Source organism: Mesorhizobium sp. C277A (assembly GCF_040324395.1).
Classification (GTDB): domain Bacteria; phylum Pseudomonadota; class Alphaproteobacteria; order Rhizobiales; family Rhizobiaceae; genus Mesorhizobium.
This window is the reverse complement of the sequence record NZ_JAMYVW010000002.1, coordinates 1,656,534-1,669,365: the sequence shown is the minus strand read 5'-3', so window position 1 is coordinate 1,669,365 and position 12,832 is coordinate 1,656,534. Positions and strand designations below refer to the sequence as shown.

The 12,832-nt window shown below is 60.0% G+C and carries 12 protein-coding genes; 7 read left to right on the top strand and 5 right to left on the bottom strand.

The annotated features are described in order from the left end of the window. Positions 1–370: 370 nt before the first annotated feature. From NKK52_RS08310 to NKK52_RS08295, 4 genes are all read right to left on the bottom strand, one after another. On the bottom strand, positions 371–1,084 hold the full coding sequence (locus NKK52_RS08310; protein WP_023684830.1) for a HoxN/HupN/NixA family nickel/cobalt transporter: 714 nt from the start codon (positions 1,082–1,084) through the stop codon (positions 371–373). A gap of 39 nt (positions 1,085–1,123) precedes the next feature. Continuing rightward, positions 1,124–2,155 carry a cation diffusion facilitator family transporter gene (locus NKK52_RS08305; protein ID WP_023684829.1) on the bottom strand — a complete coding sequence of 344 codons (1,032 nt, stop codon included), beginning with the start codon at positions 2,153–2,155 and terminating at the stop codon, positions 1,124–1,126. Next, a complete protein-coding gene (locus NKK52_RS08300) occupies positions 2,152–2,412 on the bottom strand; it encodes a metal-sensing transcriptional repressor (protein ID WP_023684828.1) in 261 nt (86 codons plus the stop codon). The genes NKK52_RS08305 and NKK52_RS08300 overlap by 4 nt, the downstream gene beginning before the upstream one ends. 974 nt (positions 2,413–3,386) lie before the next feature. After that, complete coding sequence (locus NKK52_RS08295; RefSeq protein ID WP_352462401.1) at positions 3,387–4,325, bottom strand: LysR family transcriptional regulator; 939 nt, start codon at positions 4,323–4,325, stop codon at positions 3,387–3,389. A 268-nt stretch (positions 4,326–4,593) separates the two neighbouring features. On the opposite strand from NKK52_RS08295, the gene NKK52_RS08290 reads away from it, so the two are divergent. The 4 genes from NKK52_RS08290 to NKK52_RS08275 all read left to right on the top strand — a co-directional run bounded on the left by NKK52_RS08290 (position 4,594) and on the right by NKK52_RS08275 (position 8,247). Continuing rightward, on the top strand, positions 4,594–5,253 hold the full coding sequence (locus NKK52_RS08290) for an ABC transporter permease (RefSeq protein ID WP_023683618.1): 660 nt from the start codon (positions 4,594–4,596) through the stop codon (positions 5,251–5,253). 12 nt (positions 5,254–5,265) lie between these two features. Next, positions 5,266–6,015, top strand: a complete 750-nt coding sequence (locus NKK52_RS08285) for an ABC transporter permease (RefSeq protein WP_352628673.1) — start codon at positions 5,266–5,268, stop codon at positions 6,013–6,015. A gap of 50 nt (positions 6,016–6,065) precedes the next feature. Then, entirely contained in the window at positions 6,066–6,914 is an 849-nt protein-coding gene (locus tag NKK52_RS08280) for a transporter substrate-binding domain-containing protein (RefSeq protein WP_023694077.1), read from the top strand. Positions 6,915–6,993: 79 nt separating this feature from the next. After that, positions 6,994–8,247 carry a CapA family protein gene (locus NKK52_RS08275; protein WP_023807962.1) on the top strand — a complete coding sequence of 418 codons (1,254 nt, stop codon included), beginning with the start codon at positions 6,994–6,996 and terminating at the stop codon, positions 8,245–8,247. Positions 8,248–8,263: 16 nt separating this feature from the next. On the opposite strand, the gene NKK52_RS08270 is transcribed toward NKK52_RS08275, so the two are convergent. After that, complete coding sequence (locus tag NKK52_RS08270; protein ID WP_245263170.1) at positions 8,264–8,776, bottom strand: helix-turn-helix domain-containing protein; 513 nt, start codon at positions 8,774–8,776, stop codon at positions 8,264–8,266. 142 nt (positions 8,777–8,918) lie between these two features. Here NKK52_RS08270 and NKK52_RS08265 point away from each other — a divergent pair, with 142 nt between their 5' ends. The 3 genes from NKK52_RS08265 (at position 8,919) to NKK52_RS08255 (ending at position 12,677) form a co-directional block, all read left to right on the top strand. Then, entirely contained in the window at positions 8,919–9,155 is a 237-nt protein-coding gene (locus NKK52_RS08265; protein ID WP_023694075.1) for a helix-turn-helix domain-containing protein, read from the top strand. A gap of 998 nt (positions 9,156–10,153) precedes the next feature. Beyond that, positions 10,154–11,656, top strand: coding sequence for a winged helix-turn-helix domain-containing tetratricopeptide repeat protein (locus NKK52_RS08260; RefSeq protein ID WP_023685736.1), 1,503 nt, complete (start codon positions 10,154–10,156; stop codon positions 11,654–11,656). Between the two features lie 187 nt (positions 11,657–11,843). Beyond that, the gene (locus NKK52_RS08255; protein ID WP_245260658.1) at positions 11,844–12,677 is read left to right on the top strand and encodes a thermonuclease family protein; all 834 of its coding nucleotides are present in this window, start codon (positions 11,844–11,846) and stop codon (positions 12,675–12,677) included. The last annotated feature ends 155 nt before the right edge of the window (positions 12,678–12,832 follow it).

The following is a 12,832-nucleotide window of genomic DNA, read 5'->3' as shown; positions in this document are numbered from 1 at the left end:
TCTCCAATTAAAAACGACCATACGGCATACGGCAAAATGGCTATTCGTCGGGGCGCTCGACGGCAGCTTCGTCGACCTCGGCTTCCATGTCTCGTCGTTGACGGTCTTGGTCTTGCCAAAACCGTCCATCGCCACACCGTCAAAGCCCTGCAGCCACGCGTCGGCATGTTCCTGCCAGTAAGCTGGCACCTCACGCTCCTTGCCATCCTTGCGCGCTTAGGCGCCGTACATCCAGGCGTAGGTGGCGCGTTCCTGATCTTTCTTAGGCATGGCCATTTGCATCATCCTCCCGGAATCCAGCAGCCTTGCGTGCCGCAGCTTCTCTTCGCCTTTTCCTAAGAAAGGAGAGGGTCTGTGGACAGCTGTGGCTCTATCCGGCTGTAAGTTGCCAGACCGCTACGCTGGCGAGGGCAAGGCCCGCTGCGCCTTCGATTGCTCGCGATATGGTATCGAACAGCCGTGGCCTGCTGTCGAAAAAATGCACCAGGCGCTCCCGAAACAAGATCGACAGTACCGCCACGCTGGACAGCGTTAGGGCCACGCCCACCATCATGGTGATTGCGAACAGAATTCCAGCTCCCGGCACCCCTCTGGAAATCGCGAAGGTCATGACAAAAAGGGTCAGCGGGCACGGAATCAAACCGGCCATGACTCCAACGGCCTCGCCCTCATGCTTGTGATGGTGGCCGTGGCTCACCGAACGCCAAAGCATCCAGACGCCGATCAGCCCGAGCAGACCGCGACTCACACCCTCAAGCAGTGGTGCGCGTCCAACGCTGCCCAATGCAATCGAGACGAGCGGCAGGGAGAATACGGCGATCAGCACCGCTGTCGCCACGTGAGTGAAGGACAGCGTAATCGACACCAGGAGGCCGCGCGAAACCTTCGCATCCGAACCTGCAAGGTAAGTCGCCAAGACAGCCTTACTGTGGCCGGGCGTCAGAGCATGTGCCGCACCGAACAGGAGGCCCATCGGCAGAAAGGCAAGGAACGCAAGCCAATCACCGCCAACTGACAGCAGCTTTATCTGATCTGCGAGCGCCAGGTATATGGAGCGCTGAAATTCGACAAGCGCCTGGAACATCAGCCGAGACCGGCAAAAGCGAGTGGTTTCCGGCAGTTGTCAGTGCTGGTGGCCGTGATGTTCGCCCTGATCATGAGAGTGCGGATGCTCGTGCTCACCTTGGTCGGTCGAAAACCGGATGTTGGCAGCTGCGAGCGCCGGCATGTGTTCGAACAGTTCGTTCTCCAGCGCCGCCGTGATCTTGTTTGCCTCTGAGAGAGGCAAGGTTCCGTCGGCTGCAATAGCGATGTCGGCATGCAACTTGTGGCCAATCCAGCGGGCCTTGGCGTCGACAACGCGAGCACCCTGCACATGCGCAGCGGCATGCTGAATTTCGGCCATCACGCCCGGCTCGACGCCGTCGAGCATGCGGGTGAGCACTGAGCGCGCCGATTGCCAGACGATACCGAATATAGCGACCGTGATGAGAAGCCCGATGATCGGGTCGGCCAGTGGAAATCCGAGCCAGACGCCCATGGCGCCGATGACCACTGCAAGGCTGGTAAGCCCGTCGGTGCGGGCATGGTAGCCGTCGGCGACGAGCGCCGCACTGTTGATTTCCCTGCCGATACGGATGCGAAACACCGCGACGGCCTCATTCCCGAGGAAGCCGACAATGCCCGCCGCGGTCAGCCAACCGAGATGAGTCACTGCCTGCGGACTGACCAGGCGCTCGATAGCCTGGTACCCGGCGACGATGGCGCTGAACAGAATGATCAGCACGATAATGATACCGGCCAGATCCTCTACCCTGCCAAGGCCGTAGCTGAAGGTCCGTGACGGCTTGCGTCGTGCCAGCATGAATGCGATCCAGAGCGGAATGGCGGTTGTGGTGTCGCCTATGTTGTGGATCGTATCGGCCAACAGCGCCACGCTGCGTGACACCAACACCACGGCCATCTGCAATGCCGCCGTCATGGCCAAGATGACGAACGACCATTTGACGGCCCAGATGCCGCGGTCAGTGGTTGCAATCGTTGCGTCGATGACCCCGTGCGTATGGCCGTGCGAGCCATCGTCATGAGCATGCGCGTCATGATCATGTGACCCGAAGCCGAACCAATCCAAGACGCGTGCGCCGATACTGGTCATAGGTATTTCGCCAGTTGCTTGAGCTCTGCCAGCGAGTTGCCTCCCGCTTCCGTGTCGATCAGACAATGTTCGATATGATCGTGGATCAGTTCTCGCTTTGCGCTGCTGATGGCGCTCTCCACTGCATGGAGTTGCTGCGCCAGGTCCAGGCAGGATCGCTGCGCCTCGAACATGCCAAGCACGGATGCAAGATGCCCCTGTGCGCGCTTTAAGCGCTTCACGATAGCCGGATGAGAACTATGGATGCCTTCGGACATGCCCACCGGTATCCCCCCAGGGAGGATGCGTCAAGTATGATGTGAGGGCAGATCGGCTCTTGATCAGCCACCCCGCAGAGCGTGTATCCATGGCGCTGAATGGTTCCGGAAATTGGAATCTGGGCTTGAAAGGGCTTGCCCCTGTGCAATACAGGAACCAGCCATTAAACCTACCAACTCAATGAACCGTCCAACTTCGATGGGGTCAGTTCACGACCGGGCCTTTCTTTGCGTGGTGAAACTGAAGAAGCCCGTCGGTCGGATCAGCGGGCTTTGTGATGGATGGCCCGCGCCGGCTTCCGAGGCTGCGCGGGCCGACCATGACGAGTGAGGGACGCATCTTGGTCACCGGCCGGACCGCTGAAGAACGAGCCGGGTGTGACCGAACTGCCTTGGAGCGGGAATGTTCCCGGCTGACGCAAAAAGCCCGCCAGCATGAGCCGGCGGGCAATCGATCTGGAGTAGCTGGACTCATCCAGCATAGTTCAACGACGGCGGAAGGTTCGGTAGCAACCCGCGCTCGTCGCTCCCCAAGGATCCAGGGAGCGGCGAGTTGGTGCCCTGCGAGCGCGACACAGAAACTTCGCCGCGCCATGAAAGGACGGCGTGGAGCGCGCAAGCTCTGCAACAAGCTGCCGGCGCTCTGGGAGGTCTGTCCGCTTTTCGGATTGCCAGTGCCAGTCCAGACCAGCACCCTGCCTGGTGAGCGTAATCCCGCAATTGCCTGCGCTTAAGGCGGCGTAGGGCCGCCCATTGGGCGAGACTGGACTTCTAGACTGGAAGCCACCAATTCCTGCACCGCTTCGGGAACGGCCAACGGCACCATCTGCGCCGGATAGGGGCCGTCGATCCAGCCGTTCGCGGAGCGCTCGCTATCAGTTTGGCCGTTCAGGCTAGCCATTCGCGCCACTTCGCAGAAAGCCTCCCGGTTGGGCCTTATGCGGCACGTCCCAACCGAAATAAACCATGGCCGGCTAGGACGACGTCTGGAGAAACTGTTGCTCTCTCGTCGGCGTCTTCGAAAACGCTGTGATTATCGCCTCGAGCGATACATTCAAGGCGTTGGAAAAGGTCCTTCCCCTCTGCCAAATCGCCACGTAGTGATAGAGCGCGGACGGTTCCACTGGCCTTACTCCCAGCTGAAACGCCGCGTACTCACGTGCGATGATCTCGTTTGTGATCGAAATGCCCAGGCCAGCCGAAACGTATCCGGCTTCGTGACCGTTGCAATCGAATTCCACCAGTATGTCCGGCTCAACGCCGGCGAAGCGCAAGGCATTGAAGTTCATCTGGTGGGCGGCAAACTGGGGATCGATATCGACGATCGTTTCGCCTGCCAGGTCTTGCGCCTCGATACAGGTCTGTTTTGAAAAGCGGTGGTCGGGATGAAAAATGCATACGTTTCGTGCCGACCCAAGCGGCGCCCATTCAAACAAGCCTGGATCCAGAGGCAGTCTCGAAATTCCAAGATCGGCGCGGCCGGCCAGGATGTGTTCGCCGATCTGCTCGTAGCTTCCAGAAATCGACCGGACATTCGAAGCGGTCTTTGAGCGGATAATCGCCACGACCTTGGGCAAGGTCACGAAACCGAAAACAGAGGGCGCGGCAATCGCAATCCGCTGCTTTTCCTCGTTCTTCATAGCGAAGATCGACGCGTCCAGGCGATCCAGCGACGTCAGGGCCAGTTCTACGTTTCGCAGGAGTTCCCAGGCTTCCTGCAAGGGGACGATGCGGTTGGCTGATCTCTTGAAGAGTGTGATGCCGAGCGTGGTCTCAAGCTGCTTCACATGTTGACTGACGGCCGGCTGGCTTATCCCGAGCGCAGCCGCCGCCCGCCTAGTCGAACCGGCCCGCAACACTTCCCGGAAGACCTTCAGCTGACGGAGCTTGAGGTCGCTCTGCAACAACTCCATTCCCTGCGCGCCTTTCCCTGATAACCACCCGGCGGCAGACAACGCCAACCTGGGGAGCAACGAACTGCCTCAGTATATAACGACGCGTTATAGATAAAATAATAAAAGTATAGATTGAGTGTGTAATTTTAAGCGTTAGAATTGGCCAGTATCTCAAATTAACTGCACATTAGAAATATAACAACTCGCAACCTTGGGTTATATGGCTTGGTCTCGGCAATAAAGACCGGCGTATCCTGCGGCAATTGCGAGCCGAGGAAAGCGCCCCATGGGTGGTTTTACTACTCAGTTTGTTGTCGCACTTACCGTGACCATAAGCCTGGCTCTTGTCAGCGGCTGCCTGGGTACGGCATTCGGGCTGTTTTTGGCGATTTCGAAGGGCACGGCAAAGCCGCGCCTCAACGCGGTCGTGGCCGCCTACACCACAGTCGTCCGTGGTGTACCAGAACTTCTCGTTATCCTGCTCATCTACTTCGGCGGAACCACGCTCGCCAGCAAGATCGCCGGCCGGTATGTCGAGGTGAACGCATTCACCGCAGGGGTTATCGCGCTCTCGGTCATTTTCAGCGGTTATGCGACCGAAGTGTTTCGCGGCGCGATTGCGGCAGTGCCAGCGGGCCAAACCGAAGCGGCAAAGTCGCTTGGGCTGAACGCCTGGCAGCGCTGGATGTTCGTCATCGGTCCGCAGATGCTGCGGCTGGCGCTGCCTGCCTATGGCAATCTCTGGATTTCGCTCTTCAAGGATACCGCACTGGTTTCGATCGTCGGCCTGACCGACATCATGCGCGTTGCGTATGTGGGGGCCGGATCCTTGCGCGCACCATTGACCTTCTACCTTGCGGCCTCCGCTCTCTATCTGTCGCTGACCACTGTCACGTTGCTGTCGATCCGGCTGACTGAGCGGCGCTATCCGGCTCTCGGCCGGTAGGAGGGAAGGCCCATGAACCTCGGCTTGATATTTGACGCACTGGTTGTCTTGCCCTCGGGCATCGGTCTTACATTGATCCTGACGGTGTTGTCGCTGACGGCCGGATTTCTTCTGTCCGTGCCGCTGGCCTTCATGCGCGCTTTCGGACGCCCCGGCCTCTCGCTCGCAGTGCTCTCATACACCTATGTGATCCGCGGAACGCCGATGCTTGTTCAGCTCTTCCTGCTCTATTACGGCCTCGCTCAGATCGAGGCGGTGCGGGCCAGCATCTTCTGGGTGATCCTGCGCGACCCCTTTTGGTGCGCCCTTCTGACATTTTCGCTGAACAGCGCGGCACACACCACCGAGATCCTGTGCCGCGGTCTCCAGTCCGTGCCGAAGGGTGTCACCGAGGCGGCCACATCTCTCGGCTTGAAACGCTTCCAGATCGCTCGCCTGGTCACCTTCCCGATCGCTTTCAGGATATCGCTCCCGGCCTACGGCAACGAGATCGTCGGGATGATCAAGGGCTCGTCGCTCGCGAGCACCGTGACGCTGCTTGAGATCACCGGCATGGCGAGACAGATGGTGTCGACCACGTTCGCGCCGTACGAAATCTTCATCGTCGCCGGAGCGATCTACCTATCGCTCACCTCGATCGCGGTGAAAGCGATCCAGTTGCTGGAGCGATGGCTGTCGACCGACGGCCATCCGGTTCGCCGACGAAAGGCGCGATTGCGCCCCGCCCTACCTGACCCAGAGATCACGACGCCCCTGCCCTGACGCCTAGGTTCTGGGCTCCCCTTTCCATCCAACCAACGAAGAGGTGCATCATGCGCATACCCCTGGCTATTGCTGTTTCTATCGTATCCCTGATGTCGGCAGTCCCGGCGAGCGCGCAAAGCGAGCGCGTCATATCGATTGCCGCTGAAGGCGCCTCGCCGCCCTGGGACGGCACCGACGCGAACGGTCAACTCTATGGCTACGATATCGATGTTGGGCAGGAGCTGTGCCGTCGGATCGAGATCAAATGTACCTTCGTCCCGCAGGATTGGGACGGGATCATCCCGGCACTGCTTGTCGGCAAGTTCGACGTGATCATGTCTGGCATGGCGATCACGGAAAAACGCAAGCAGTCGATCGCGTTCTCGATCCCCTACGCCACCGGCTTCAACCAGTTCGTGGTGCGCAAGGACCTGGGTCTCGACGCCGGCGACACCAAGGAAAAGGTCAACCTTTCGACCATCGGCGACAAAGAGAAGGCAACCATCGAGCGCCTCAGATCGACACTCGCCGGCAAGGCGATCGGAGCCTTGCGCTCGTCCAATTCGGAAGCAGTCGTGAAGGAAATGCTGGGCGATGTCGTGACCATTCGCAGTTATGACAGCCAGGACAACATGAAGCTCGATCTTGCCGCGGGTCGCATCGACGGCGGCCTCGCCGACTATTTCACCTGGCGCGATTTTCTGGAGACGCCTTCCGGCTCGGATGTGGTGTTTTTCGGCCCTGAACTGAATGGCGGGCTCTGGGGGCCGGGCGTCGGCGCAGGTCTGCGCAAAGACGATACGGAGTTGCTCGCCAGGTTCAACGCGGCCATCGACGCGGCCACCAAGGATGGGACGATCAAGGCGCTGAGCCTGAAATGGTTCAAGAGCGATATCTCGCCAGCCATCTCGCAATAGAGGCAACCGACTTCGACATTGACGTGGCGCTGGCCGGAACGCCGGCGCCTGCGCCCTACCCTCCTTCAAGGCGAGTTCCATGAAAGACCAGTTCTGCGCGGTCGTCACCGGCCAATCCCTGATCAAGCACGACATACGTGACGTCAAAAACGAACGCTTCATCGCGGTTACGGATTTCCTGCGCCAAGGCGACGTCGTCTTCACCAACTTTGAGTCGACGATCCTGGGTAAGCACGGCGGGTGGCCGACCAAGGGCAAATACTTCGGATATTCCAGGGCTGAAGTGCTCGACGCATTGCAGGCCATCGGTTTCAACGCGCTTGCTCTGGCAAACAACCACGCCTTCGATCTCGGCGCTGGCGGCATCCTCTCGACCCTGGAGGAAGTGGAAGCGCGCGGTCTCCTGCATGCCGGCATCGGGGTCGACGAGACTGACGCGAGGAAACCGGGCCGCCGCCGGCTGGGCGCGCGCGAGGTCGCGCTTCTTGCGATGGATGCAGGCCCCGGCCCGACCAACATGTATGCCGAAGACCGCACGGCCTTCCGGCCGGCTCGGCCCGGCGTCAATCGTCTGAACACCTGTCGCAAGATCGGGGTACCGGACGGACATTTCAGCAGACTGGCAAGGCTGGGCGCTCATTTGCAAAGCTCCCCCTTTGAACTGGCCAACTATGCGCAACCGGAGGACCCGGTAGAGGTGTCGGCCGGCACGGAGATCAATTTCTACGGCACCGTGTTCACGCAAGCCGCAGACTTCGGCCGTATGATCGAAGTCGATCAGCAGAGTGCAAGTGTCCATCTGGCCGCCATCCGGCACGCGGCGGCACAGGGCGATTTCGTCATTGCCTATCTGCACCACCATCATTGGGAACCAGGCTGGCAGGACGTGCCGCGCTGGGTGCAGACCTTTGCTAGGATGTGCATTGACGCCGGCGCCAACCTCTTCGTCAGCCACGGCGCTCCGGTGCTGCAGGCGGTGGAAATCTACAATGGCGCGCCGATCTTCTATGGCCTCGGAAATTTTCTCTTCCACGTCCACGCCGACGAAACCGAATGGGATCCACCGGAAGTCTGGCAAAGCATCGTCGCCGCTTGCCGCTATGACGCCGGCGGAAGCCTCACAGAAATAGACCTCCTGCCCGTCGCGATCGGGGCGGAAACTCAGTCTCCCGGATCCGCAACGGGCAGACTGGTGCCCGTCGCCATCACTGGAAGCGAGGCGCGAGACATGCTTGAGGAATTCGCGACGCGCTCTCGGGCGTTCGGCGTCGAGATCAAAGTATCCTCGGCTTGCGGCCGCATCACCGTGCCCGCTGCCCGAAAATTCGGCTGACTACCGCGATCGACCGTCAGACGGTCTTGCATTCGGCCGGCGCGGACTCGCCGGCCGTCTCGCTCTCTGCCTTCGTGTCTAGCAGGACCAGTTCTTCCCCTAGCGCTGAGACCAGGGACGAGATGCGACCACGCAGACGCGGTGGAAGGTTCACTAGCCCCTCAATCAGGCGCCGACCCTCCGCGCTGGCGATGAAATCCAGGCGCTCATCGACCGGCAGGGGCCGCGCCTCGACGCGGGTCTCATCGTTTCCCGGCAGACCTTCGAAGAAGCGGCTGACAGGAACGCCGAGCGACCTGGCGATTTCGTAGAGCATCGAAGCGCTCACGCGATTCCGCGCGTTCTCGTATTTCTGGAGCTGCTGGAAGCTGATGCCTATGGATCGGGCAAGTTGGGCCTGCGATACGTCCGACTGGACGCGGACGGTCGCAATCTGCCTGCCGACATGCTGATCGGCGGGATGAGGGTCACTGTCGATCTTTGGCTTCGGCTCCGTCCGAAGGAGGACGAAGCGCTGCGGTTTCAACAAGGCTTTTCGATGCTCCATTAGACAGCCGACAGAGAGTCTGTCGGTACGTTATCTGAAAGCCGAATCGCCATTTCGTATACCTTATAGGGTGTAAAAGAACCCTATCGGTAGCAAAGAAAATCTGCCTGCCAATTGTGGACCCATGGTCAGTCCACGACAGATTCGAGCCGCACGAGCTTTGCTGGGTTGGTCTCAGCAGGAACTCGCTGACAAGGCTATTGTTTCGCTTAACGCGCTGGTCCGGTTGGAAAACGGCAAGGTGGATTCCCGGATTAGCACTTTGCAGGCCATTGAAGCGGCCCTGACAAAAGCGGGGGTCGAATTCTTGTCTGTAGGGCAGAGAGGTGAAGGTGTCCGGCTCTTAAATCCTCGGGCTTGATAGTGAGTTTGGCGGTCTGGTTTCTGTTCAGGTCCTGCTGCTGAAGGCACACCCATTCAGTCTGTTCATGAGCCTGCCGACATCCGCACCGCGCGCTACTGCAGGACTAATTGATCGGCTCGCGCCCGGATCGCTGTAAGCAAATGCGCTTAGGCTGAGTCTCGCAGCTGCATTTGTCGTTCCCACAATTGCTCTCCTGCGGGTGACGAGAGACAAAGTCGTGGTATTGTCGGAGTCAGCCACGATCCGAACTCCACACAGCTTGGGTTGTGGCTAGGCCGAACGACGTGTTGTTGCACGACGTTCGGTCACGAAGAGTGAACCACATTACGTACATACCGTACATTACGGACACCGCTATTGTCAAACGTTCCTGATCCTGTCGACAACAAAACTGAACGCTTCGAGTTGCGGCTCTCGACCGACCTACTTGCTCGCGTAGACGAATGGCGTCGCACTCAGCCAGATCTTCCCACCAGATCGGAAGCGTTCCGGCGATTGGTGGAGGCTGGTCTAGCTTTGAAATAGGTTGCGGCTTGGTAGAAATCATCTCGAGTGCGCTTGGCGAGCAGAATATAACTCGCCTGGCCATTTTGCTAAGCTAGTACCCGTTGAACGCGGGTGCGGTGGCCAAACGGCACCTGCGACGAGTGAAACTACCGAAAACGGGGCGGAGTCATGACCGAACCAGGTCGCGATATTTCGTCGTCCAGTCGCTTCGCCGCCCGCTGTCCTGGCCGTCTCGCGTACTGGCGCCTGGCACCCAGCCGCATGCATAGCTCGGCCATGCTGCTGAAAAGGCACCCTTGCTTCTCCACCCATGGCCCGAAATGGCCGCGCGGCAATGCCGCCTTGTTGCGCAGCGGCCAGCGCCCGATCGCTATCTTCTGATCGATGGACAGGTGGCCGCGTTCTGGGCATAGGCCTCGAAAGCGCCCCGGGGATTAAAGCGGTGCCGACACTGTTCCGAAATCCGCCGGAACGTCTAATATGCCCAGATGCAGGCGACACGCATCGCTTTTGGTCCGTTCGTACTCGATCCCGACATCGGGACGCTCCTGAAAGAGCAGATCCCGATCGTTGTTGGGCATCGTGGGCTGACGCTGCTTGCTGCGCTCACGGCCCGGCCCGGCGAGATCCTGACCAAGGCCGAACTGATGGACGCTGCCTGGCCGGGAACCGCCGTTGAGGAAGGCAACCTTACGGTCCAAATAGCGACACTGAGAAAGGCACTCGGTCCGGCTGACAACGGCGGCGAGTGGATCGCCACGGTGCCTCGCGTCGGCTACCGCTTCACCGGGACTGTCGAGCCGGTGGCGAGCGCATCCCGCAGAGCGATACCAGAGTCCGGCAAGCCGTCGATTGCGGTCCTGCCTTTTGCCAATTTGAGCGGCGATCAGGACCAGCAGTATCTCAGCGATGGCATAACCGAGGACATAATTACGGAGCTGGCCAGGTTCCGCTCCCTCCTTGTCATCGCGCGCAATTCATCTTTTCAGTTTCGCCATCCGGCATTGGACATTGCCGAAGCCCATCGCAAACTCGGAGTTCGCTACCTCGTCGAAGGCAGCATGCGAAAGCTCGGTGATCGCATTCGGATCACCACACAATTGATTGACGCCGCCACCGGCACCCACCTGTGGGCCCAACGGTACGACAGGGCCCTCGACGACATCTTCGCATTGCAAGACGAGGTTGCGGCTCTCATCGCCTCGATGGTCGAAGGCCGGGCGGAGGCCGATTCGACGAGCCGGACAAGACGCAAGCCTCCCGCCGATTGGGATGCATACGACTATTACCTGCAGGGGCGCGCGCAGTTCTACCGGTATGAACTGGACATGGCCGAGCCCCTATTCGTCCGGTGTGTCGAGCTCGATTCGACGTTCGCTCAAGGCCACGGCTTCCTCGCGCAGGCCCTCGTCGGCAGATTTTGGTACGACAACGATCCGCGGACGCTACAGAAGGCCTGGGAGTCGGCACGAACGGCGCTCGCTCTCGACAGGAGCGATGGCGTCTGTCACCAGAGCATGGGGCTGGTGCTTACGCACATGCGCCAGCACAGCGATGCGGGAGTGCATTTCGAGCAAGCGCGCTCGTTGAACCCGCTAGACATGAACATAGCGGGGGACTATGCAAGCTGGCTCAACTACGGCGGACGGGCCGAGATGGCGCTGAACGTGCTCGAAACTGCGCTCCTGCGCGACCCGTTACCTCCAATTTGGTTCTGGGAGGTGAAGGGCAGCTCCCTCTTCCTGCTTGGAAGGTACGTGGAGGCCATCAGTTCGTACCAGAAGGCCGGCGACCAATTCTTCATTCATGCGTTCCTCGCAGCGGCGTACGCACATTTGGGCGAGACGCAGAAGGCGCGCGTTGAAGTCGAGGAAGCACTGACGAGGAAACACGACCTGACTGTCCGGTTGTTTTCAGGTTTCCCGTTCGCCGACCAGGTTGCCCTCGAGCTTTTTATGTCAGGCTTCAGAAAGGCGGGTTTTCCCGCGTGAATGCACCTTCGGGAGCGCGCCGGTCAGGCCCGACAGCCGAATGCACCCCAACAGGCCATCGAACCCGCTTAACCGAGATCGAAGTCGAGGGCGTCGGCACGCATCGGCTTCCGCGCTAGCATTCCGCGCGTCTCGTCTTCTGGACTCTTTGTTGAAACAGTCGCATCCTCCCTGCGGGGAAGAGGGCGTGGACAAATACCGATACGACAATCGATCTGATCGCTGGCGAAAGCGAGCCGGTGCCAAGCATAGCCGTGCGCACCGATGGGCGAATGTGCCGCGGCGCCTGATTTTGGTGACTGCGGTAGCGGCTGGCGCTCTGGTCGCGCAAACCGCCATCCAGCACAGCGAAAGTTTGCCAGAGATCAATGCATCGAACTGGTTCGGCTCGAAGCCGGCGCCGATCGCCGGTGTCGCGTCTGTGATCGACGGCGACACGATCGAGATCCACGGACAGCGCATCCGCTTGAACGGCATCGATGCGCCCGAGAGTAAGCAATATTGCGACGACGGTAAGGGCTTCGAATACGCCTGCGGGCGCCATGCTGCCCAAGCCTTGCACGAGTTCCTGGCTGCATCGCGTCCGTTGCACTGCAGCTTTGTTAACCGAGACCGGTACGGCCGGCTTGTTGGGGATTGCGATCGCGCCGACGGTCGCAACGTCCAGAGCTGGCTTGTCGAGCGGGGCTTGGCACTAGATTGGCCGCGCTACAGCCACGGAGCCTACGCAGGACAGCAGGCGAAGGCCCAGGCAGCGAAGGTCGGTCTGTGGGCTGGGGCGTTTCAGGCACCATGGGATTGGCGCGCAGAGCATGCGAACGGCACCACCAAGCCGTCTGCAAAACAACCACTCGGCATGATGAGCAATGGGCAGGTGGCGCAGAGCTATTCTTGTCAGCCGCGGCGAACTTGTCCCCAGATCAGTTCGTGCGATGAGGCTAATTGGTACTTGGCCAACTGCTCTTGGGGCGGCAAGCTCGACCGCGACAAGGACGGCGTTCCTTGCGAGAGCCTTTGCTAAGTCGGCAGTGAGAGGGACATGGCATGATCGTTGTCGGCTTTGCCTTTTTGCCTCCACAGCGCACACCAAGGCGAACTCTGCGGTCGCCCAGAGCCTTCCGCAAGGCTACTAAGGCAATCAATCGGCCACCGCCGCCGAGAAACGCAGCGTCTGGC